Consider the following 24,206-nt stretch of genomic DNA (forward strand, 5'->3'; position numbering starts at 1 on the left):
AGAAATTACAGATAGAGTGAACATATGTTACATCGAAAATAATTCAATTTTGAAGAAATTAAGGTAAATATTCTTCTATCATTTTATTATATAAGCACTTAAGATTAATGCGTAAAAATTTTGTGAATAATCCGGGTTAAACGTTATCTGGATGAAAATTTAGGTGAAAAAATACCTGATATATGGTCTGACATTTTTGTTGCTTCCGGTAATGAGGCTTTAGGTTACCCCACCCAGAAACCTGAAGCCCTGCTTGAGCGTATCATAAAAGCATCTTCGAACGAGGGGGATGTGGTACTCGATCCCTTCTGCGGGTGCGGGACAACGGTCACTGCGGCGGAAAAGCTGAACCGCCGCTGGATCGGCATCGACATCACCCATCTGGCCATCACGCTCATCAAACACAGGTTGGAGGATTCATTCCGTCAAGAGCTTTCACCCTATGAGATCATCGGCGACCCGAAGGATTTGGCGAGCGCCCGGGCGCTTGCCGAGGCGGACAAATTTCAGTTCGAGTGGTGGGCGCTTTCGCTGGTGGACGCCCGTCCCGCGCAGGACAAGAAGAAAGGCGCCGACCGTGGGGTGGACGGCTACATGTATTTCTTCGACGACGAGAGCGGGAAGGCGAAAAAGATCGTGGTGCAGGTCAAGGGAGGTCATGTCTCCGCCGCGCAGGTGCGGGATTTGAAAGGAACGCTGGAGCGCGAGAAAGCAGTTATCGGAGTGTTCATCACCCTCTCGGAGCCATCGGCCCCCATGAGGGCGGAAGCTGCCGACGCGGGGTTCTACGAAATTATACATCCCATCAGCGGCCAGGGGATGAAATTCCCCCGCATCCAGATATACACGATAGAGGAGCTTTTAAACGGAGCGCTGGTGAAGATTCCCGCCCACGCGCTGGAGGCGACCATAAAGAAAGCGGGACGGGTGCAAAAGCAAGGGAACGAATCAGAGCAGACGAAACTCCTTTAAACCAAATAACAGATATATGCGTCTAAAATTAGATAAGTATTTTTAATAATTTTAACTAGTGCGGGGAATTGTAACTCTATGAAAAAAAAGGTGCTGATAGTAATCGGGATCGTTTTTCTGGCATTTTTAACCTGGCGCGTTGTCGGGCTGATAAGCAAGAAATCCATGACAACTGTAAAACGCCCGGCGAGGCCGCCGGTAGCGGTGATGATAGACAATGTAACATATGCTCCCATCAAGGAAATCCGTGAGTTCACCGGTACGGTATATCCTATCTACCAGTATGTTGTCGCCCCCAAGGTGTCCGGAAGGATCATTAAAATCCGGAAACGGATCGGAGATCCGGTCAGCCGGGGGGAAGTCATTGCCCGTATTGATGACGCCGAATACCAGCAGGCCGTGTTGGAAGGAGAAGCGAATCTGAAAATCGCTCAGGCTACCCTTACAGAATCAAAAGGACAAGCCGAGCTGGCCAAACAGGAATTGGACCGGGCAAAATCTCTCAATGAAAAAGGCATTGCCTCTCCTTCCGAACTCGATGCGGCGGTGACCAACAATACCGCCCTGGAGTCCCGACTGAAGCTGGCTATGGCGCAAGTCGACCAACGTAAGGCTTCCCTCAATTCCGCTAAAATTCGGTTGAGTTACACCGTTCTCAACGCCACTGAACCCGGTTTTATCGGCGAACGGTTTGCGGATGAAGGGGCGCTGCTCGCACCCAATTCCCCGGTGGTGACAGTATTAGGTTATGACAGGGTCATCGTGCGCACTACTGTAGTGGAGCGCGATTACGGTCGTATCAGTGTCGGCCAGGCAGCCGATGTCATGGTGGATGCCTATCCTGACGAACATTTTTCCGGCAAAGTCGCCCGTATCGCGCCCATGCTTCAGGAATCCTCCCGGGTGGCGAAGATGGAAGTGGAGGTCGCCAATAATTCGCACATACTCAAGCCTGGCATGTTCACCAAGGTCAGGGTGGTGCTTGCAGAGAACGATAATGCTCAGACAGTACCCAGCCAGGCTGTTGTGAACCTTCAGGGCAATCCCGGCATATTTGTCATCGACAAAGCAGAGCCTGTGGCACACTTTCTTCCGGTGAAGCTGGGAATTGCAACCCTCGACAGAACCGAAATTCTTTCACCGAAAATTGACGGCGCGGTGGTCACTTTGGGACAGAACCTTTTGACAGAAGGAAGCCGGGTAATTCTTCCACAAAAAAGAAGCCCCGGCGGCAGAAGAGGAGGAGTTGACTCTTCCAGCAAGGAGCCGGCAAAATGAATATATCCGAGGGATCGGTACATCGCCCGATTTTGACCTTCATTATCTTTCTGACCATTGTGACTTTGGGTATGGTGTCGTTTTCACGGCTGTCTATCGATCTCATGCCGGAAGTCACTTATCCCACGATCTCCGTCGTCACCACGTATGAAAATGTGGGACCGGAAGAGATGGAAGAGATGATAACACGCCCAATCGAGGAAACGCTAGCTTCGGTGCAGGGCGTGCAGGAGATGACTTCCACCTCCAACCAGGGATCGAGCCAGGTGCGTGTTTCCTTCATCTGGGGGTCGGACCTTGATTCGGCCGCCAATGATATTCGTGACCGTATCGACCGGGTTATGGGGCGTCTGCCGGAAGATGTCACCCGCCCGATGATCCGTAAATTTGACATTTCCATGATGCCGATTGTTACCCTTGGCATCTCGAGCTCCATGAATCCGCGCGACCTGCGCCAGTTTGTGGAGGACGAGGTGATATACCGTCTGGAACGTGTACCGGGTGTGGCCGCGGCGACTACCCGCGGGGGACTGCTCCGCGAGATTCATGTGGAGCTCCATTCAGACCAGATGAAAGCCCTGGGTCTTTCCACGGATATTATTCTCAGTTCACTTAACAGTGAGAACAGCAATATCCCGGCGGGCCTGTACCAGAAAGGCAATCTGGATGTGCTGGTGCGCACCCAGGGCGAATACCAATCGCTGGATGAGGTCAGGAATACGGTAATTGCCACCAAAGGTGGCGCTCCCATCCGTGTCATGGATGTGGCCGATGTAATCGATTCCTGGCAGGAAGTCCGCTCCTTCGACCGTATCGATGGCCAACCGGGGCTCCGGGTATCTGTGAACAAGCAGTCCGGAACCAACACGGTGAAGGTGGCGCAAGCCATCATGGAGGAAGTAACCCGTATCAACCGTGACCTTCCCCAGATTCAGGTCATCCCAACGATGGACACCTCCATATACATCAAGCGGTCCATCGCCAATCTCGGAGAGGCTGCCATGATGGGCGGAATCCTGGCGATCATTATTCTTTTCTTGTTCCTCCGCAATATTTCTACCACCGCTATCGTAGCTGTGGCGGTTCCCATTTCAATTATTGCCACATTCGGGCTTATGTATTTCGGCGGATTTACGCTCAATGTCATGACACTGGGTGGGCTTTCTCTGGGCGTCGGCATGCTCATGGACAACTCCATTGTAGTGCTGGAAAATATCCATCGACACCGGGAGAACGGACTTCCCCCAGTCAAGGCTGCTCTGACGGGAACCTCCGAGGTCTGGTCGGCTATTATGGCCGGCACCCTGACCCATATCGTGGTCTTCTTCCCGGTGGTGTTCATGCAGGGCATATCGGGTATCATGTTCAAACAGATGGCGTATGTTGTGAGCTTTTCCATGGTCTGTTCCCTGGTGGTTGCCACTACTCTTGTTCCCATGCTCTCCTCCAAATTCGTTAAATATCAGATACCGGATGAATCGAGGAAAAAGGGCGGCCTGCAGAAGGTATATGCGGTAAGCGAACAGACATTCCGCCGGGTCGAACAAGCGTATGGCCGCGCTCTGCGATGGGCTTTGGGTAACAAAAAGACGGTGCTGATCATATGCGGTGCGCTATTCATGATTTCGCTGTTTCTGGTTCGTTATGTCGGAGTGGAGCTTATGCCGCAGGCGGATGAAAGCGAGGTTACGGTGAACCTGGAGATGGCGGTCGGAACCCGTCCTAATATTATTAACGAGATCACGATGACGGCGGAAGATATCATCCGCAAAAATGTACCCGAGAGGCGGGTCATGGTCACCCGTGTGGGAGGAGGTGGAGGATACGGTTCTTCCAGCGGCCCGCAAACTGCCGATATTACCATAGGAACAGTACCCAAAAGTGAGCGCAAGCGGAGCAGCGAGCAGATCGCCGCAGACCTGAGAAAACAGCTTTACGGCCTGCCTGGAGTGGTAGTGCGCACCAGGGCGGGGCAGGGACTCTTTATGCTGCGCATGGGTTCATCTTCTTCAGACGCTGTTAGTGTAGAGGTACGGGGGTATGACCTGAAGACCGCCGGTGATTTTGCCAAGGAAGTCGATGAGGCAGTCCGTCAGGTCCCCGGCATCACCGACACCCGTATCAGCCGTGAAGAAGGAAGTCCCGAACAGATTATACGTATCGACCGTCAGAAGGCTGCGGACCTCGGCCTGACCGTATCCAGGATAGGCAACTCTCTTCAGACGGCGGTCGGGGGCACCCGCGCATCGTATTTCCGTGAAAGTGGAAAAGAATACAATATACTGGTACGGCTCAGCGAACCGGACCGGAAGAATCTATCCGATATTCTCGATCTCACCGTGCTCAATAGCCGCGGCGAGCCGGTCATCCTCCGTAATGTGGTGAATACTACTCCCCGCGAAGGACCGGTGCGCATCGAAAGGAAAAACCAGGAACGGATCATCACCATAAACGCCAACTTTACCGGGCGTGACATGGGTTCGGTCATTACCGATATCTGGAAACAAGTGCATACTCTACCCTGGCCCAAGGATTTCGTGGTCCAGTTCGGCGGGGATTACGAGCAGCAGCAGAAAGCATTCAACGAGCTTATGTTCGCCTTCCTTCTTGCTCTCTTCCTTGTGTATATGGTGATGGCGGGGCAGTTTGAATCGTTCCGCGACCCGTTCATAATCCTGTTTGCGGTGCCGATGGCGCTCATCGGTATTACCGTGACCATGATCGCCTCCGGAACCATTTTCAGCATGAATGCCTTCATTGGCTGCATCATGCTGGCGGGCATCGTAACCAACAACTCCATTCTTCTGGTGCACTATGCCAATATTCTGCGCCGCAGAGACGGGATGGAGGTCATGGAGGCGATCTGTCTTTCCGGTTCGCGGCGGCTCCGTCCGATTCTCATGACCACCACAGTGACAGTGCTGGGGCTTACACCCCTGGCTCTCGGACTGGGAGAAGGCGGTGAAGCACAGTCGCCCATGGCGCGTGTGGTGGTTGGGGGGCTGACAAGTTCCGCACTCATCACCCTCTTTCTTGTGCCGGTGGTATACTATTTGTTTGAAAGCAGAGCATCGAAAAAGAAGAAAGAAGAGAACGTTTCTGCCTGAAGCTTTTTTCAGCGTCGCTTTAATGCTCTATTACTTTACAGGAGTAGCCCCTTGACGAGACATATAACAATTTTATCTATTTTCGTTTTATTAACGCTTTTTGCCGGTTTTGCCGCATCCGCAGAATCGGGAGCGGGAGTCATGGAGCAGAATCCTTTCGCTGCAGTTTCCGGAAAGGATACTCTTCGGATCAATATCCATGATGCAGTATTTATGGCTCTGGAAAATAATCCCACGGTAACCATCCAACGTCTGGCCCCGGACATATATCGCTCTTATGCGAAAGAACAGAAAAGTACCTATGATCCCCAGATTGCCGCGACAGGCAGCCAGATATCGAGCAGGAACCAGCGGTTTCTGGGCATCCAGCGGCAAGCGGTGGATTTAGAACAGAAGCGTAACCTCTACAACTTCGGGTTTACCGAAGTACTGCCTACCGGGACGACCCTGACTGCCAGTTCTTCTCTCTCGAGCACGATTTCTAATATTTACGCAGACCAGTATTCCGGCGTTGTTGGATTTACTGTTACTCAGTCTCTCCTCCAGGGATTCGGGACGGGAGTGAACCTGGCCAATATCCGCAAGGCCAATCTCGATGTTGAGATTTCGAAAGCCGAACTAAAAGCAGTAGCCGAAGAAGTGGTGTCGAGTGTAGAAAAGGCTTACTGGGAAATCTATCTCACCCGGGAAGAAGTGAACATCACAAAAAAATCTCTTGAGCTGGCAAACCGACAGTTGGATGAATCGCAGGAACGTGTAGCGGTGGGCAAGCTCCCGGAGCTGGAGCTGGCCGCAGTCCGTGCGGAAGTGGCAACCCGGAATTCGGTGCTTATTGATGCGCAGAGCAAGTATGAACAGGCCTGTCTCAATTTTCTTTTCCTCCTGAATCCCAAGACGCAAAGCACCTGGGCGGCGGTACCGCTTCCTTTGGACAAGCCCTTTATTCCGATCGACACCCTGGACACCATTGCAGTACATGAAGCGCTGGGGCTGAAGTACCGCGCCGATCTCCAACAGGCCAGGTTTTCACTTAAAAAGGGCGACCTGGATGTGGTACGCACGAAAAACGGTCTTCTACCAAAGTTGGATTTGTTCATCAGCCTGGGAAAGAATTCGTACGCCCAAACATTCAAGAGCGGTCTGCCCGATGTGAACAGCCCATTCCACGATCTGACCGGAACCCTGACACTAGGATTGCCTCTAACGAATCAAAAAGCCAGCGCGTTGTTCACCCGCGCCAAGCACACTCGTCAGCAGATGGATCTTTCCGTAAAAAACATGGAGAGAATGGTGCAGCGCGATGTTCGTTCGGCCTATATTGAGGTACTTCGGTCGAAACAACAGATCACTGCGACCCAGGTCACCCGCGCCCTGCAGGAAAAGAATCTGGAAGCCGAACAGGAAAAATTCCGGGTCGGGAAATCCACCAATTTTCTCGTGTTGCGGGCGCAGCGTGATTTCATCGCCAGCCAGAGTGATGAGGCTCAATCCATGGTGGCATACCTGGCAGCGCTGATCAATTTGCAGCTCATGGAAGGAACCCTTTTGGACCGCAGGGGAATAACCAGTATCACGGAACTGTAATCACCTCACCCTTCTTACAACTCACTCCTGATTCCCTTTTTGTGCAACTCAACTTTTGTCTTGTCGTCTTTTTTCTTGATTTTGGTTAGTTTCTCTCCCTATATTTTGCTATTGTTAAAATTGTACCTGATTGGGAAAAAGGAGGAACAATGAGTCGAACCAGGCGTGAATTCATGAAAGATATAGCGGTTGCCGGTGCAGCTATCTCTTCCGGAACTATCATCGGATCAGAAAAAGTGAAGGCTGAGGAAACCGGCTCTACTCAAGAGACGTCACGATGTCCCTATTTTGATCAACCCATGTATTGCAAAGGGCTGACACAAGATGGAAAACCCATGTGTGATAAATAGATGCCGAAACGGCTTCATCGTTTCCGCGAAGCGGCAACAAGTTCGGCATGACACGTGTCATCCTGAATTCATTTAAGAACCTAAATTAGTGTGTAAAGGAACCTGTATGAGAAGACTCATTTTTATTATAACAATTTTCATAACCTTTTTTGCCGTGATACAACCCGGTGCGGTTGGAACCGGAAAAACTGTCCTGTTCATGCCTTTCTATGATGACAGCGGATATCGCGGACCCTGGCTGCTTCGATATGAAATCCCTATCATGCTCGGCGATATGATCGGCGATTCCTATTACACCGTTGTTTCCATGGACTCGGTCAGGGCGCGCATGGAAAAACCCAGGAAGAAAAGTCTTTTCTTCCGCTTTATAAATGTTTTCATGAATCAGAAAGAAAGGCAAAGAGTACTTTCGGATACAGAGGTCTGCTCCATCGCCCGTCAACTTGGTGCAGATATTGCCGTGGTTGGAACGATTGATGATTACACTTACAAGCGCATCGGCGGCGGTGAACCCTTTGTCGGCGGGTACAAGTACTTTAACGCCAAAGTGGTGCTCGACCAGGTGAAGATTCTCAATGTCGCCACAGGCCGTCAGTTAGGGAAACTGATTCATGGTGAGGATTCCAAGTCCGAAAAAGGTCTGGGGCTTGAGCTATTCGGGAAGGAACGGCGGAGAGACTATGAATTCTACAGTCTGGACAGCCTTGATTTCGGATCGAAGCGATTCCTTGGAACCTTGATGGGACAGGCAACCGTAGAAGCGCTCAACAAGGTAAATAAGGAGATTAGAGCGGTTATCACACTGCCAGACACGAACTGGTATAGCTACAAGAAATTCCGTGTTCTTCTCATCGAAAGTGGTGTGGTAACCATCAATGCAGGCTCGTTGGACGGAGTCAAACCGGGGGATCGATTCAGAGTGTACACCTCCGATTCCGGCACCCCGGTGGGGAAGATCAATGTTACCACAGTCTGGTCGGAACGGACTTCCAAAGCAGAAATTCTGGATGGCAAGGATGAAATCCGTGTGAATGATGTCATCATGCCGGATTTAGGGCAATAGAGGCCCAAAATCATCCTCACCCCCTATTCCCCCTCTCCAGCATTCAAAAGAGGGGGAATTTTTCTCTCACAACCGCGATTTATTGTTTCACTGTTCGTTTATGAAAGAACCTGGGGAGTAAACCGGTGTTTGCTTAATCTTTCCGATAAAGTTTTGATCAATAATATATCGTTCATCACAGACATCGTGGAGCTCCCGGGCGATTGAATTCCTCGAGTAGTACAAACTTACCATTACTCCGGCGTCTTTGGCATCTTTAACAACGGGTGCAAAATCTCCGTCTCCAGCAATGATCGCTGCACGTTGAATCGATCTGTTCCATGCAGAACGGACAAAATCGACCGCAAAAAGAACATCGATTCTTTTCTGCTCGAATTTCATCGTAGAGTAGCTGCATTGATCGCAAGAAAAATCCCTTTTGACCAAAATTCCGAATTTTATCTCAAAATGCGGAATGAGTTTGAGCCTGTTAAAAAAACGGGTCTGGTTGGCATGTACCAGTTTTTCCTGATCGGTAGGGGGGTCGCTTCTATAAGTGGGGCATATATAGTAGTATGTTCTAAACAATGTGCTTCCGGCAGAGATGAATTCCTGGAGCTTTTGAAAATCTATTTTAGCTGAATCGAATTCATTTCGAAGAATTTTTGCCAGATAACCGCCATCGATAAAAAGAGCCATTTTATCCATTGTTTACTCCAAAAAAAAGAGTGAGAAAATAGAGTTACCTACTTCCCCACTCTGAAATATTTACCTGCTGTTCCGTGGAAGGGCAGGGGCGCGATATAAACAGTATACCAAAATTTAATAAAAATTCATGAATTGTCAAGAAGAAAAACATTTTTATTTAACTTCTCCGATTATACAACTGTTCCAATTTTATATTTGGAATTGCAATAGTAGGGCAAAGGAATCTATTCCTAAAATGGGCAATATAATCTGTGTGGAATAGAGGACTATTCATCACGGATCCCGGAAATAAATTCCTCGGTCATGCTGAAAGCCTGCTCATCGGTGAATTGACGGGGCGGATGTTTCATGAAGAAGGAAGAAGGTGAATAGAGAGGTCCTCCCTTCCCTCGCTCCAGGGCAAGCTTGCAGCACCGTATGGCGTCTATGGCGACCCCCGCGGAATTGGGTGAATCCTCTACCGAGAGACGAAGTTCAATGTTCATGGGAACATCGCCGAACAGTTTCCCTTCCATACGGAGGAAGCAGACTTTGTTGTCTTTCTGCCAGGCCACCCAATCGCTCGGCCCGATGTGGATATTTTCGGGGTCCAGCCTCTCCCCTACCACCGACTGAACCGCTTCGGTTTTAGAGATGCGTTTCGATATAAGCCTGTTTTTGTTGAGCATATTGAGAAAGTCGGTGTTCCCCCCGGTGTTAAGCTGGTAGGTTCTTTCCAGTTTGACTCCGCGTTTTCTGAAAAGATCGGTCAACACACGGTGAGTGATGGTGGCGCCCAGTTGAGCTTTTATGTCATCTCCTATAACCGGGAGGTTCTTTGCCCGGAATTTCTCCGCCCAATCCGGATTACTGGCGATAAAAACCGGCATATTGTTAATAAACCCGATTCCGGCGTCCAGCGCGCATTGGGCATAAAACTTTACCGCTTCCTCAGAACCGACCGGAAGATAATTCACCAGCATTTCCGCCCCTGATTCCTTTAAAGTGCGCACCACATCTTCGCTCGTGGCTTCCTTCTCATCGCTTAAAAGGAAAGTATACTTTTCGTCATATTCTTTCATGTGCTCTGAAAAACCATCGAGAATCCGACCCATTTTTACCTTGATACCGGTTTTCGGGAGATATTGACAGAAGACGCAGGTGCAGTTGGGCAAAGCAAATATGGCATCGGAAACATCCTGCCCAACCTTGCGTTTATCAATGTCAAAAGCGGCAACAACCTCGATATCGCAGGGTTTGTAACCGCCAAGCTCCCAGTGCATCAGCCCAATCGCATTCTTGCTGGATTTATCTTTATAGTAGGTAATACCCTGAATAAGGGAACTCGCACAGTTACCGATTCCTGAAATAGCGATCTTGATTTTATTCATGATCACCTCCCAAAAAAATACCCATATATTAATAAAACCAATTATTCATAGCCACAGTATAAAAAATCTATCTAAGATACCGTATTCCTATAAAGGAACCAGCCGGTAAAAAAGAGATTGACCTTATATAGACCGCGCCTCATCCTGACAATTATATATCACAATGAGTGGAAAAGCAAGAGAAAGAATACATTAAACAAACGGTCTTTATGGATTCTCGTCCTAGTGTAACAATCGGAGGGAGATTTCTGTTCACAAACCGAGTATATTCGCCGCAAAGAGAATATTTTATGTTACGTATGAACCACTCAGTTCAAATTTATCTCATTCCTTTCATTATCCATTATCCTTTTGTTTCTATTAATTCAGCCGGTTTTTCTGACTCAAGATATGGAATGCAAATCTTCACAATGACTCCGAACAGTACAAACATGCATAGAAGCATGGCCAGTATGTGAAGAGACCAGAATACCCAGTATGTCAGAGGAAAAGACCGTCGCACGAGATCAAGTACGAGGAGAGCAGACCATATAACTCCCGGTATGAAGAGGAGCACTTTGAACTTATACCACCGGGCCGGCCTGGTGGCCATGACCGACAAACCGCCTAATAATCCGAGAAGGCTCGGAAATCCGTATAGATATCCCAACCAAAACGAATTACGTTCAAAATCGCCTGCATCGACGCTGTACCACCTTCTCATAATCGCTTCTATAAAAAGAGAGCCGGCATACAGAAGTATATATCCGCAAAGCAAAATAAACATGAGCATGGCTGTCATGAAGGTATACCGTACGGTCTTGCTCGACGATACTGCATCAAAAAACTTTTTTTTTGGTATGAAATCGGTTTTTTTTTCCGATTGCGGCAGTGATGTTTCATTTTCCATATTTTTCCCTTCCAGTGCTGCCAATTCTTATTTTTTGCCTCAATTGGTGAAGGCGTAAACGGGTCCGTCTCTCCCTTGTCAAGATAAGCTCCAACCATCGCACTCTTTTAGTGAGATCCCATGAATTAAAAAGAAGATACAAAATGAGGTAAAATTGACCCTGAAACAGTATCCTGGCAATCAGCCGCTGAAAAGGACCCGGAAAGATGTGCTCAATCAAAAATTCCAATAGCACAAAACCGGCAAAAAATAAAATACCTATCAGCAGAATTTCTTTTGTTTTCACCCGATCTCCGTTTTCTGAATGTCATACGCCGCCATATATTCCCCCGACTACCCGGCAAGTCTCAAACCTTCATCCCATGAGAATCAACTTGCTGTCTATAATTTACAATGACGTATCTTTAAACGCAAGAAACGTTATTGAAAAAAGATAAGGAAGAAAGAAGAAGGATGAAAGAAGAAGAAAGCTCCTTTTGTCTCAGCATGGTATCATTGCTGAGATTAGTATAACATACAGTATAATATGGCAGTTATAAACATGGTAATAAATTATTTCGCAAAACCGTATCACTGTCTCATTTTTTGTGAAGATTTCCAAACACCAGGTATGGTGTAAAAAATGACCTGACAATGCATATCTTATTGTTATTGCAATAGTTATATCCGTATGGCGGTTTGTGGGTTTAGCAATACTATGATTTGGCACAGATATTGCGATAATATGCTCGCATTATAAAGCAGTAACAGAAAATGACAAGTAAAAATGCTGCATGAGGTAACTACAATGAACAAAGAACTTATTTATCACACGACCTTGATTATTATCAGAATTGGCTTTTGCATTCTCACAAGCGGTCTCATCGCAAGTCAATTCTCACATACACTTTCAATTCTATAAGGAGGATTTTTCCATGAAAACCAATTTCGCTAATACCTGTGATTACCTCTTGATCGGGGGGCTGATTTCCTTCATCGTTTTCAGCGGATACATTTTCAGCCAGTTCTCAACCTTGATCTCCATTTTGTAATCGTTCTCTTCTCTCCACACTTAGAGCGCCGTCATCGAATATGATAACGGCGCTTTTTTTTCTCTTTTCACTGCTGCTTTCTTTGTTCGAGGTATTATCAGCCTGATCATCTTAAAATTATCTTTCTTTTTTCTTGCAAAATTTGTCAGTATAACATCATATTATTACAGGATTGGACTAAATCCTGCAATAAGAACAAGAAAACATTCTTCTTTCCCTATTCATCTTCGCCATGTATGAGGTACTCATTTGCTGAAATTAATCGCCGGACTCATTCCCTGGGTGGATATCATTAAAGCCGCGCCCCAGATTCTTTCAGCCGCCAAGGACTTGCTGGACGGCGCTCCAAAACCCAGGCCCGAAGCGCCCGAACCCTCTCATTACGCAGAAAAACATTCCACTGAGGAATCTATCCGCATTCTCCAGGAAGAAGTGACACAACTCCGGCAATATGCCACGGAACTCCAGGCGGATTCGCGCCGTCAGGCCTCCCTCATCCAGCGCATCGCGGAACATGACCAGCAGGTTTCCGTACTCCTGGAAGTGGTTCGTGTACGGTTGATCCTCGCCATGGGTCTGGCGGCCGGCTCACTGGTGGGATTGATAATCTGCGTGATTATCATGTTAAAATAGCAGCAAGGTGACAAAGCAAAAGACAAGGTGCAATCATGACTTTTGATTCCACCATGTAGATTTTCTTAATAAATTTTTTCTGCCCTATCCTCTTCATCTTTTTCTTGTCTGAACCTTGATTCGCATGATTAAAGGATTTGCACGATTTAAATATGACGACATAAGAAATTGCGCATTTTTTTAAGTGTTTAGATCCTGAAACGAGTTCAGGATGACACGTGTCATGCCGAACTTGTTTCGGCATCTATTGAAAAGAAACGTTATCATCCCATCTTTTCATCATCTTTTATCACATACATCACACGCATCAGCGGTTCAGACAGTCTTCTATCTTCTGTATTTCATCCTTCAGTCTTATCTTTTCATCTTGCGCGCCCCACTATTGAATCATATCATACTACAAAAAATCCCCTACCTTTTTTCAGCGACTGGAGAGACCATGTATACCACATCTCACTTTCCTCTGCGCCATTTGTGTTCAGTTTTTGTTCTTGCATTCTGGTTTTCTGCGCCAGCCTTCCCGGCGGAGACGATAAAACCGCCCGAGGATTTCATCGGCCACCCGGTGGGCGCAGATTACAAGCTGGCGCGCTGGCAGAAAATCGTCGATTATTTCCGGTATGTGGGAAACAATTCCGACCGGGTGAATATCCGTGATATGGGAACCACCACGGAAGGCCGTCCGTTCATTTTCGCAGAGATTTCCTCTTCGGATGCCCCCGGAGAGCTTGCCCGGCAGCGTGAAAACCAGCACAAGCTTGCCGACCCCCGGCTTATCAGGAATGCAGAGGAAGAACGCCGGCTGGTCGCGGAGAGCAAGGTGGTGGTGTTTATCAACTGCAACCTGCATTCCACTGAGATTGCCTCCAGCCAGATGGCCCTGGAGCTGCTCTATGACCTGGCAGCCGGGAATTCGCCTCAGATCAGGGAAATCCTGGAACGGACTGTTATCCTTCTGGTTCCATCGGCCAACCCGGATGGCCTCGAAATGGTTATTGACTGGTACGAAAAGTCTCTGGGAAAACCGTGGGAAGGCTCCGGTATGCCCTGGATTTATCATAAGTATGCCGGACATGACAATAACCGTGACTGGTTCATGCTGAACCTCAAGGAAACGCAGCTCGAAACCAGGGTGATGTTTCAGGAGTGGTATCCCAACATCGTATATGATATCCACCAGATGGGCAATTTGGGGCCGCGCCTCTTTGTGCCGCCTTTTTTCGATCCCAAAAATCCGAACATCGACCCACTGAACGACCACATGATGCTCATCCTTGGCGGCCACATCGCCGCTGAACTTACCCGGGCGGGGAAAAAAGGAGTTCTCCACAATGCCATGTATGACAACTGGTGGAACGGCGGCTTCCGTACTGTGGTGTACCGCCACAACATGGTTGGCATTCTCACCGAAGCAGCGAGCGTTAATATCGCTTCTCCGGTCTTTCAGCAGAAGAGCGAGCTCCGGGGAAACCTGCGGGGCATGACCGATTACTCCATGACCGTCAACTTCCCCGATCCATGGCCCGGCGGCTGGTGGCGGCTGCGGGATATTGTGGACTATGAAAAAATCTCCTGCATGAGCGTTTTCACCCTTGCTGCCCGTTACCACGATCTCTTCCTGTCAAATGGAGTCAAGCTGGCCCGTGACGCACTGGAGCGAGGCAAAACCGAGCCCCCGTTCGCCTGGCTGGTCCCTCCCGACCAGCACGATCCCGGAACCGCGGTCGAAATGCTGCGGATACTTCATGATACAGGGCTGGAAGTACACCAGGCGGAAGAGAAATTCACCGCCGACGATGTACCCTATCCCGCCGGAACTTATATTCTCTACTGCGCGCAGCCCTACCGCGCTCATCTGAACGACATGATGGAGCCTCAGGTGTATCCAAACCGAGTGCAGTATCCCGGCGGGCCTCCGGAGCCTCCCTACGATATAGCCGGATGGACCCTGCCCTTGCAGATGGGAGTGCGTCGGGTGTCGGTAAACCAGCCGTTTACCTGCCGTGCAAAAAAAGTGGACACGATTCCCAGACCCAAAGGAAAAATAAAGGAAGAAAAAAACGCCGCCGGGTATGTGGTCAGAGCCGGTGCAAATGATGATTTCCGTTTGATCAACCGTATGAATCGGGCCGGAATTCAGTACAAAATCATCTCTTCCGGAAACGGCTGGATGAAACCGGGGGGCCAAGAACTGCCGCCTGGTTCACTGTATATCCCCGAAGCAGATAAGGTGAGGCGGGCTGAAGCGAAACTCCTGAAAGGAATCTCTTCCGAGCTCATCGGAATCCCCCGCCCTGACGAGAAGATGCGAGCTTCCCTCCGTACAGTTTCCACTCCCCGTGTGGGAGTGTATCAATCGTGGGCCGCAGTTATAGATGAAGGATGGACCCGGTTTGTCCTCGATTCGTTCGAATTCTCGTATGCCACAGTTCACAATCCGGAAATCCGGGCCGGGAACCTGCAGAAACGCTATGATTGCCTGATCCTCCCTTCCCAGGGGGAGAGAGCGATCATGGAAGGTCTCGCCCCTGATTCCACAGAGCCTCAGTATACCGGAGGCATCGGCCCCGAAGGCATCACCTGCCTGCAAAATTTTGTGGATGCGGGAGGAACACTGGTCTGCATCGATGAGTCATGCGGTCTTCCAATACGCTATTTCAACATTCCGGTACGCAATGTGCTCAGCGGGAGAAAAACCGAAGAATTCTACTGTCCCGGTTCGATTCTACGGGTGCGGATGGACAACAACCATCCACTGGGATACGGCATGCCAGAGTGGGTATCAGGCTATTTTGCTCGCTCCCAGGCATTCGAGGTGACCAAACCTTCCGAGAAGGATGGCAAAGAAAAACCATTTCAAACTGCAGTAGTCGCCCGGTATGCCGACACAGTGCTCCTGGAGAGCGGATGGATAATAGGAGAAGGGCTGATTATGGATAAACCGTCGGTTGTCGAGGTTTCTTATGGCAAAGGGAAGATTGTACTACTCGGATTCCGGGTGCAGCACCGGGGCCAGCCACACGGCACCTTCCGGCTTTTGTTCAATGCGCTTGTGGAAAGCGGGATGAAAAAATAAAACACGGGTTCAGGAAAAAGGCACAAAGGGAAAGAATGTCAGAATTACCGATAACCGGAATGAAATTTGAACAGGATGAAAAACGGCGATGATACTTTCATTCCACTTGACATCTTTCCCCGCTTTTGAGTATATACGCAAACACAACAGCGAGAAAAACCTTTTTATTAAAATCAGAGAGGTATATATGACGCTCAAGAAGGTTCTCGGTGCAGGCCTTTTATGTTTTTTTGTCGTGCAGGGATTTGCCCAGGCGCAGAAATTCGGCTGGTATACCGAGGGAGAGTTCAAACCGGCGAAAAGAATCATGTTTACCATCACTAACACTCTCGCCAGCGACTGGAAGGAATGTCCGGTTGTTATCAAGCGCAGCCAGCTTCCCACGCCAAACATTGCCGAGCGCTATATTACCGTGGTCGATCCTTCCCTTCCCTCCCTGCCTGAGCCGACCAGAGAGCAGCTCAGGGAGAAGAGTGGATACCTGTTCCGCGCCGAAACCTACGGGCACACAATAGAATACCAGCAGGACGATCTGGACAAGGACGGTATCTGGGATGAGCTGTTCTTCCTCACCGACATCAAAGCGCATGAAACAAAAACCATGTTCCTCTATATCGGCTACAGCGAGCGGGGGTTGTTCGAACACAAAACCCATGCCGGGATGGGCTACTACGGCCGTCACACGGTCCCCTTCTGGGAAAGCGAATACATAGCCTGGAAACTCTGGTATCCCACTAGTGTGGACATGCACGGCAAACGGGAACCGATGCTTACCGGATATTTTGAATACACCAAGAATCTTTCGGGATACTATATGCCGCACGAGTATGGCTCGGACATCATGACAGTATCGAATACTTTCGGAGACGGAGGCATCGGCCTTTACGAGAATTTGTCCGCGCCTGATTCCGTCTCGGTTCCCCGCTACAGCCCCTTTTTGAATAAAGGGCCCTATGTCGATACCCGTTACTCGTTCGATATAGTGGCCAACGGCCCCCTCCGGAGCATGATTCGGGTAAAAACCATGAACTGGAGAACCGGAAAGGGCATGTATGAAGCCGACCAGCTTTACACCGCTGTTGCACGCAAAAGCTGGTCCACCTGCCAGGTGAAATTTCCCCAGTTCTGGCCGGAAGAGCCTTCCACTGCCTTTGCCTGCGGCATCCGTCATATAATGAGCGAGTACGATACCTATCAGTCCGGCGGAACGGTCATATCATTCGGAAAGAATGTGGTGATTCAGGCGGCGATCGACAGTGTGAATGTGAAGGGACTGGTTCTGGATTTTGAGGGAATCGCCTTGACTGTCAAAGATATGTACAGGCCTCAGTACAAAAATATTAAAGTTTACGGCGGCAATCATACTTTCCGCATACCGGCGACTGAAGACCGGTCTTTCGACTATATGATCTTTGGGGCCTGGAACCAGGGGTCTGTCAACAAAACGGCTGATGAGTTTAAAAAATATGTTTTGACAGAGGCGGAACGGTATAATAATCCGGTCAAATTTGGGGAGTTCAGGTACGAGGAGAAACCATTAAAGTAGCGGAAAAGGATACGGTCAAATTGGCCAAACCGGATAAAGCTATCTTGTTATTTTTCTTATCTATTCATGGAGATCAAGATGAATATTCTCTTTGTCGGAGCGCACCCTGACGATATCGAAACCTTTGCCGGAGGAACAGCTGCCCGTTACCGTGACCGTGGGGATAACCTGTTTTTCTGTGCGGCGACAAACGGGAATGTGGGTTCCTCCACTATTTCACCCGGAGAGATAGCCTCCATTCGGCATGATGAGGCTAAAGCGGGCGCAGCGGTAGTTGGCGCGAAGCTGATCTGGCTGGATTTCGATGACGAATTCCTCATGGATTCACGCGAGACCAGGATGAAATTTATCAATGCATTCCGTATCGCCCGGCCAGATGTGGTTTTCTGTCACTCGAGAAACGATTACAATCCGGATCATTCCATCTCCGGCTATATTGTAGACGAATGCATTCACATGGCCGAAGTTGTATATAGACATCACCGAGACATTCGTCCGCAAAGTGGATATGGTAAGCAAGCATGTGAGCCAGAATCAGTGGATGAAAGATCTGTTCGGGTATGAGCTGGATGTGTTCCTGGAGATACCGGCAAAATTCCGGGGCTTGCAGGCCGGAGTAAAAATGGCCTAGGCTTTTAAACCCTCTCTGCGCTGCCTTTCCTCCCCCTCTATTATTCATAAGAGAGGGGGCCGGGGGGTGAGTTTATCCCGCCGCCTCTTTTATCGCTTCCGCTGCCCCTTTTTCCTGCTCCTCGGTCAGACATGAGGGGACCGGAATGAGTATTCCCCGGGCGAAGAGTTCATCGCTCCTGGGGCAGGCGCCCTTGCCGTAATCGTAGACACTCTCACGGTTAGCTTCCAGATTCCAGGGATTGCCCGCCGGAGATAGCGGAGTTTTTTCCACCAGGGCCGGGATGTTGCAGTAGATGTGATATTTGTACTCCGCCAGCCGCCAGATGTTGTGGAGGCCTGATTCTTTCATCCGATAAGCAGCGCGAAGGGCTTTTCCCTCGTCTTCCAGGAGGATGATCAGAAACGGCCCGGTATCCCCCTGTGGATCATTGAGCCGCCGGAATGTGAGGCCGGGAGTTCCCGAAAGCATTTCCTTCATCCGCTTCTTCGAGGCACGCATGTGCTCAATGATTCGGGGAAGCTTGGTTATCTGCACCGAGGCGATGGCGCCGAGAACTTCGGCCATTCTCCTTCCCGCAGGCCACATCACGGCGTGCGGGGGTGGTATGAGCGACTTCCCGTCAACATACAGGTACCCCATGTCATGACCGGCAAACGCCCGCTCGTAGAGGATACGATCATTGGTGACCACCAGTCCGCCCTCTCCGGCGGTCATGTTCTTGTTGGTCTGGAGGCTGAAAATTCCCATGTCCCCAAAGGTTCCGAGTTTACAACCCTGAAATGTGCCGCCGTTGGCCTGGGCGACATCCTCTAACACCGGGATGGCGTGACGACGAGCGACTTCCATGATCGCGGCCATGTTGCTGGGGACACCGGCCATATGCACCGGAAGGATGAGCCGGGTTCGCGGAGTGATCTTCTTCTCAAGGTCTTCCGGATCCATAGTAAACGAATCATCTATCTCGCAGATGACCGGGATGGCGTTCTGGTGTACCACGGTGCTCGCTGTGGAAATCCACATGAACGCCGGCATGATGACCTCGTCCCCGGGGCCTGTTCCCATGGCCTGGAGGGCGGTCGCCAGCGCTCCGGTGCCGCTGTTAACCGCCAGCGCATATTTGACCCCGTAGAACTTGCGGGCTTCTTCCTCGAATCTGAGAACATACCTGGGCTTGTCCGGGCCATAGTGACGGAACAGGGTGCGGCGCCTGAGCACATCGAGCACAGCCTCCTCCTCTTTCTCATCCAGCCAGTAAGCTCCGGGAAATTCATACGGCCAATCGGTGATCATGGGAGTTTTCCTTAAAAAAGTGGCAAAGTTACAGAGCTAAAGCACAAATTTCAAAGACAGTCTGAGGCACATGGAATTTTCACATCCTGACCATGTTTTTAATTACATCCAAATTATGTCTTCTTTTTTGTTATTATTGTTTCTCACCCTCCTTATCTTTTAAACTCTTCAAGCCTGACCGGCCTTCCGGTTTCGGCGGACTTATCGGCGGCGAAGATCACCCGGTGTGTTTCAAAGGCGCTCCGGAGATTATTGTGGGGGTCTACTCCTTTGTCCAGGCACTCGGCGAAATGGATGAACTGCTCTCGGTAGGGGTGATGGGCTACATCGCCGCTATCCACCAGTTGCACATCCATTGTGTTCCAGCCGTTAAGTCCAGCGATTTTCTTGGTATAGAAGAGGTTATTCTTGATAGTGCCGTGGGAGCCGACCATGTTTATATTGAACACATATGGCTGCATGCAGTCAGTGATTGAGGCAACCTTACCGAGGATACCCCTGTCTCTGAATTTCAGAAGGGTAACCGTGGTGGTGGGATATTCGTAGGGCCGGTATACTTCGTGGGGATTGCTGGTGGCGTAAGAGAACACCTCTTCCACCTCGCTGTCGACAAGCCAGAGCAGTGTATCGAGGGCATGACACCCGGCGGTAAGGAGCGAGCTGCCGCCCATGTCCTTTTTGATGTTCCAGGCGAACTGCCCATACCAGGGCCCGATGCCGTGGAAGTAATCGCACTCGGCGTAATAGACATCCCCGATCAAACCCTGCCCGATGATCGATTTCATCTCCTGAGCCACCGAGATAAACCGTACCTCAAAGCAGACCGAGGTATGCACTCCGCTTTTCTCCACAGCATCCAGCATCCGCACCGCATCCGGGAAGGAGAGCGCGATGGGCTTTTCGATGATCACATGCTTTCCGGCTTCTGCAGCTTTCACCGTCTGTTCGGTGTGGAATGGATGCGGGGTGCAGATATCCACGATGTCTATTTCAGGGTCGTGCAGGAAGGCGTTGTAATCATGATAGATGCGGACATCCGCGCCATATTCGGCTTTGATCTGTGCAGGATCGAGATTTCTTCGCGACAGGATCGCAACCGGCTCGAAGCTGGGAATTTCCATGAACGATTTGAGGTGAGCGCCCGCTACCCATCCAAACCCGACTATACCGACTCTGTAACGGTTCATGAGAAGCCTCCTGAAAAAGAGAACTCACCCCCTGAACCCCTCTCTAACAAGTTAAAGCGGGGGAAACCCCGTGACCTTTCACACGTTTTGTTTTATAAGTCAAAAAGGGAATTATAAGGTGAGTTCTTGAGTTAGTTCCTTCCTTAATTCATGTAACACCCATGCCAATTCATTAAAGACCTGTTCGTTTGTGAAACGTATTACTTTGATGCCAAAATAATTGATACTATGAGTTCTCAATGTATCATAGTCCTTCTGCATTTAATGTATGCCGCCGTCAATTTCAATAACCAGTTGCTTTCAAAGCAATAAAAATCGGCGACACGAAGTACTCGCCAGAGCTGGCGCGTTTCCCCTTGGCCAGCCCGACTATAAGGAGAACGATGAAAGAGCCAGGACAGACCAATCGTAAAAGTTGATTCCCATTACCTCATCCCGAAAAACCCTTTCATCAGGGGTGAATACGGATGCCGCCTTTTACTTTGTGCCTCTGTGCCTTTGCCCCTTTGCGCCTTCTCTTTTTACTTTGGGCTTTGGACTTTGGGTTTTAGGCTGTTTCTACTTCCTCACCTCATGATCCTGGTATCGGGCGAAATAAAACAGTTTTACCGTCTTGTCGGAGAGATTGAAATTAGCATGAGGAGTTTTCCCGTCCGGCGGGATCATATATGCCGTGCCCGGCTCCTGCAGGCGGATTTGTTTGCCGAACAGCACATGGGTGTCGGGGTCAAGAGCGAGCCACACCTCTTCGGTGCCCGGCACATGGCTGTGCGGGTGGAAAAAGGTGTTAGGGCTGAAATAACAGGTGAGTATGGATTCCATGGTTCCCAGGCCGTCTTTCGTGGTGAAAAATTGTTTCACTGCGCCGACCCAGTGAGCGTCGGAGGTGGTAATGGGTGCGGTGTTTTCATCCACCACGAGCATATCTTTGTTCGGGCGGAAACCGGCAGGAATCGGCTCGCTCACCAGGTACATGGTCAGCGGTTCCGCGCCGGTGTTCAGCATAGTGAATTCCAGATTTGCGGGCATGAGTACGGAAATACCCTTGTGCAGGTCGGCGGATTTCTTCCCGGCGGTGATTTTTCCCTCCCCGGAAAGGATATAGAACACCTCCTGCTCGCCTTTGAGCGTGGTCGGGATAGTCACATTGTGCGCGTAAAGGGTGGCATAGGTGAAGCGGTTGACATACTTGAGTGCCCCGCCCTTGCCTGAAGGTTTCATCGGGTCGCCTTTGGTGAGAACATCCCGCTCCACAAGGGAACCGTGCGTGTTTCGGGGCATGGAGTTTTTCCAGTTGCTCATGTAGAGATCGATATCGGCGTCACGTTTGGGATCGAATGGCCGGGCGTCGAGCATGCTGTATGAGGGCGGAGGCGGCTCAGGCACAGTACGCACGATGAACCAGAATGTCTTTACCGGGCGGTTTTTAACGTTGATGGCGGAATGAGGAGTTCTGTAATCAGGAGGTATCTTGTAGGCGCTTCCGGCAGGGAACGGGCGGAGCTGTTTCCCCAGAAGAATGGTGGGATCGCCCTCCAGGGAGAACCAGACCTCTTCCATGCCTGGGCAATGACTGTGCGGCTGTCCCATGGTCATGGGATCATGCCAGACCGGCGCCATCCCGTCGATGGTGGCAAGGCCGTCTTTCTTTGAGAAAAAGAATTTGGGAATATATGTCCAGTGTGCATCGGCCATGTCGAACGGCAGGATGTTTTCGTCTTTTGCCACCATTTCGGTTTTAGGTTTGAAATCGGCGGGGACCGGCTCCACCATGAGGTACATGGTCAGGGGATCCTCGCCGGAGTTTTTCAGGGTGAACTCAATTTCCGGCGGCATAAGCACACAAACGCCGTTATAGAGCTTAACCGTTTTCCCGCCCGCGCTTATCTCGCCTTTTCCCCCGTCGATGTAAAAGATTACCTGCTCCCCTTTCAACACGGCCGGTGTGGTTACATTCCGGGCGCTCAAGAGACCGTAGGAGAGACGGTTGATATACTGGAGGGCTGCGCCGCGGGCTTTGGGACGCAGGGGGTCGCCGTCGTTCTTTTTCAGGATGTCGCGCTCGATGAGCGTTCCCCAGATGTGATGCGGCAAAGATTCCCGCCAATTCCCTATGAACATGTCGATATTCGGGTCGGTTTTGGGATTATAGGGATTGGGATCGAGCATGGTGTAATCAGCCTTCTGGGCTGAAATCGGCGGAACGGAGAGATATAAGAGAAGGATAAAGAAAGCGAGAATGCTGCGGCACATAAGAACCCCCCATTTTAAGATATTTGACACCTTTTGTTTCCCGGTTTTATAAATTAACACAAAATTCCCTCCTGAGTTAAATTTTCTCACCCTTCCAGAAAAAAAATCCTTTCTGCATACCGGAAAAGATCGATGTCCCTGCGCTCGAACATGCCCGGTTTGACCTGGGCGTCAACATCGTTGATGACTAGAGATTTTCATTTTATTTCCATTAATGTACAAGAGCAAATGAGCAGAATCAAGGAAAAAATCGGGTTAATCATGGAATCAAGTAAATCATGGTTCAGACATTTTAATCCTTCATCCTTTTCTTTTGTCAAAATTCCATTTGAAAAAAGGGGACGATTGTCTAAATTATTCAATAAGTCACCAATGAGAAAATTTCTGACAATCCGACACGATTTTACCTTCGAGGTTGGCATGACATCCAAAGAACGTGTCCGTCTGGCATTCGAGCACCGTGAGCCCGACCGCATCCCCCTCTGGTATGGCGCGTCCCAGGCGCTCACGGAGAAATTATGCGAGGCCGCCGGCTCAGTTGATGAAGAAGCGCTTATGCAGCGTTTGCACATAGACTTTCGCAGAGTCCGCCAGGATTACATCGGGCCGTCACTGCCTGTAGAAGAGGACGGCCGGTCCAGGAATTTCTGGGGCGTGCTGCGTGGCGGCATGGAATACGGCCAGCCTCTATCCCACCCTTTGGCCGGCGCTGAAACGGTAGATGATCTTCTCCGTTACAACTGGCCGGATCCTGCATGGTTCACTTCCAAAAACTGCCGCGCCCAGTGCAGACAGTGGGCTGATTATTCGATTATCGGCGGGCCCTGGGTGGTAGTATGGACTGACGCCTCCGAGCTCATGGGTATGGAAGAATACCTTATGAAAATGGTAACTCATCCGGAGGTGATCCATGCCCTCAATCAGCGGGTGGCGGATTTTTACTGGGCGCTGTGCCTCGATTTTTTCGAGAACTGCGGCGATCTGCTGGATATATTCTTTTTCGGCGACGATTTCGGCACACAGGAGGCGCTGTTCATCTCCCCGGACATGTGGCGGGAATTCTTCAAGCCCATCCTCAAACGGTTCAGCGGCCTTGGGCATGACTACGGCATGAAGACCATGTTCCATTCATGCGGGTCGGTCTGGTCGATCATCCCCGACCTCATCGATATCGACATGGATGCGGTAAACCCGGTTCAGCCGCGCCCCAAAGGAATGGACCTGGCCCGTCTGAAACGTGATTACGGCAGCCGCAT

The 24,206-nt window shown here is 49.9% G+C and carries 18 protein-coding genes; 11 read left to right on the forward strand and 7 right to left on the reverse strand.

Going from position 1 to position 24,206, the window contains the following annotated elements; all coding sequences use genetic code 11:
* Positions 1 to 147 precede the first annotated feature (147 nt).
* From Q8O92_07760 to Q8O92_07785, 6 genes are all read left to right on the forward strand, one after another.
* Positions 148 to 972: a DNA methyltransferase gene (locus Q8O92_07760; GenBank protein ID MDP2983209.1), complete on the forward strand. Its 825-nt coding sequence runs from the start codon at positions 148 to 150 to the stop codon at positions 970 to 972.
* Positions 973 to 1,050: 78 nt separating this feature from the next.
* On the forward strand, positions 1,051 to 2,250 hold the full coding sequence (locus Q8O92_07765) for an efflux RND transporter periplasmic adaptor subunit (protein ID MDP2983210.1): 1,200 nt from the start codon (positions 1,051 to 1,053) through the stop codon (positions 2,248 to 2,250).
* Positions 2,247 to 5,357: an efflux RND transporter permease subunit gene (locus Q8O92_07770; GenBank protein ID MDP2983211.1), complete on the forward strand. Its 3,111-nt coding sequence runs from the start codon at positions 2,247 to 2,249 to the stop codon at positions 5,355 to 5,357. Before Q8O92_07765 ends, Q8O92_07770 begins: the two co-directional genes overlap by 4 nt.
* A 51-nt stretch (positions 5,358 to 5,408) precedes the next feature.
* Entirely contained in the window at positions 5,409 to 6,941 is a 1,533-nt protein-coding gene (locus Q8O92_07775; GenBank protein ID MDP2983212.1) for a TolC family protein, read from the forward strand.
* Between the two features lie 149 nt (positions 6,942 to 7,090).
* Positions 7,091 to 7,291 (forward strand): twin-arginine translocation signal domain-containing protein, encoded by a 201-nt coding sequence (locus Q8O92_07780; GenBank protein ID MDP2983213.1) that lies wholly within the window; start codon positions 7,091 to 7,093, stop codon positions 7,289 to 7,291.
* A gap of 106 nt (positions 7,292 to 7,397) precedes the next feature.
* Positions 7,398 to 8,354, forward strand: a complete 957-nt coding sequence (locus Q8O92_07785; GenBank protein MDP2983214.1) for a hypothetical protein — start codon at positions 7,398 to 7,400, stop codon at positions 8,352 to 8,354.
* A gap of 87 nt (positions 8,355 to 8,441) precedes the next feature.
* Here the strand turns inward: Q8O92_07785 and Q8O92_07790 are convergent, their stop codons facing one another.
* The 4 genes from Q8O92_07790 to Q8O92_07805 form a co-directional block, all read right to left on the reverse strand.
* The gene (locus Q8O92_07790; protein MDP2983215.1) at positions 8,442 to 9,041 is read right to left on the reverse strand and encodes an NYN domain-containing protein; all 600 of its coding nucleotides are present in this window, start codon (positions 9,039 to 9,041) and stop codon (positions 8,442 to 8,444) included.
* A gap of 266 nt (positions 9,042 to 9,307) precedes the next feature.
* Positions 9,308 to 10,411 (reverse strand): inositol-3-phosphate synthase, encoded by a 1,104-nt coding sequence (locus tag Q8O92_07795; GenBank protein ID MDP2983216.1) that lies wholly within the window; start codon positions 10,409 to 10,411, stop codon positions 9,308 to 9,310.
* A 343-nt stretch (positions 10,412 to 10,754) separates the two neighbouring features.
* Positions 10,755 to 11,300: a hypothetical protein gene (locus Q8O92_07800; protein MDP2983217.1), complete on the reverse strand. Its 546-nt coding sequence runs from the start codon at positions 11,298 to 11,300 to the stop codon at positions 10,755 to 10,757.
* Complete coding sequence (locus Q8O92_07805) at positions 11,290 to 11,586, reverse strand: hypothetical protein (GenBank protein MDP2983218.1); 297 nt, start codon at positions 11,584 to 11,586, stop codon at positions 11,290 to 11,292. Before Q8O92_07805 ends, Q8O92_07800 begins: the two co-directional genes overlap by 11 nt.
* Before the next feature lie 994 nt (positions 11,587 to 12,580).
* On the opposite strand from Q8O92_07805, the gene Q8O92_07810 reads away from it, so the two are divergent.
* From Q8O92_07810 to Q8O92_07825, 4 genes are all read left to right on the forward strand, one after another.
* Positions 12,581 to 12,964: a hypothetical protein gene (locus tag Q8O92_07810; protein MDP2983219.1), complete on the forward strand. Its 384-nt coding sequence runs from the start codon at positions 12,581 to 12,583 to the stop codon at positions 12,962 to 12,964.
* A 439-nt stretch (positions 12,965 to 13,403) separates the two neighbouring features.
* Positions 13,404 to 16,040: a M14 family metallopeptidase gene (locus Q8O92_07815; GenBank protein ID MDP2983220.1), complete on the forward strand. Its 2,637-nt coding sequence runs from the start codon at positions 13,404 to 13,406 to the stop codon at positions 16,038 to 16,040.
* A gap of 187 nt (positions 16,041 to 16,227) precedes the next feature.
* A complete protein-coding gene (locus tag Q8O92_07820) occupies positions 16,228 to 17,586 on the forward strand; it encodes a DUF4861 family protein (GenBank protein ID MDP2983221.1) in 1,359 nt (452 codons plus the stop codon).
* Positions 17,587 to 17,664: 78 nt separating this feature from the next.
* Positions 17,665 to 18,150 carry a PIG-L family deacetylase gene (locus tag Q8O92_07825; GenBank protein ID MDP2983222.1) on the forward strand — a complete coding sequence of 162 codons (486 nt, stop codon included), beginning with the start codon at positions 17,665 to 17,667 and terminating at the stop codon, positions 18,148 to 18,150.
* Between the two features lie 139 nt (positions 18,151 to 18,289).
* On the opposite strand, the gene Q8O92_07830 is transcribed toward Q8O92_07825, so the two are convergent.
* The 3 genes from Q8O92_07830 to Q8O92_07840 all read right to left on the reverse strand — a co-directional run bounded on the left by Q8O92_07830 (position 18,290) and on the right by Q8O92_07840 (position 22,950).
* Positions 18,290 to 19,510, reverse strand: coding sequence for a DegT/DnrJ/EryC1/StrS family aminotransferase (locus Q8O92_07830; GenBank protein ID MDP2983223.1), 1,221 nt, complete (start codon positions 19,508 to 19,510; stop codon positions 18,290 to 18,292).
* Between the two features lie 152 nt (positions 19,511 to 19,662).
* The gene (locus Q8O92_07835) at positions 19,663 to 20,697 is read right to left on the reverse strand and encodes a Gfo/Idh/MocA family oxidoreductase (GenBank protein MDP2983224.1); all 1,035 of its coding nucleotides are present in this window, start codon (positions 20,695 to 20,697) and stop codon (positions 19,663 to 19,665) included.
* A 558-nt stretch (positions 20,698 to 21,255) separates the two neighbouring features.
* On the reverse strand, positions 21,256 to 22,950 hold the full coding sequence (locus Q8O92_07840; GenBank protein MDP2983225.1) for a cupin domain-containing protein: 1,695 nt from the start codon (positions 22,948 to 22,950) through the stop codon (positions 21,256 to 21,258).
* Positions 22,951 to 23,370: 420 nt separating this feature from the next.
* Here Q8O92_07840 and Q8O92_07845 point away from each other — a divergent pair.
* Positions 23,371 to 24,206 (forward strand): uroporphyrinogen decarboxylase family protein (locus Q8O92_07845; GenBank protein ID MDP2983226.1); only part of this gene is annotated, 836 nt, incomplete at its 3' end.

Origin of the sequence: Candidatus Latescibacter sp. (assembly GCA_030692375.1) — a bacterium.
Taxonomy (GTDB): domain Bacteria; phylum Latescibacterota; class Latescibacteria; order Latescibacterales; family Latescibacteraceae; genus JAUYCD01.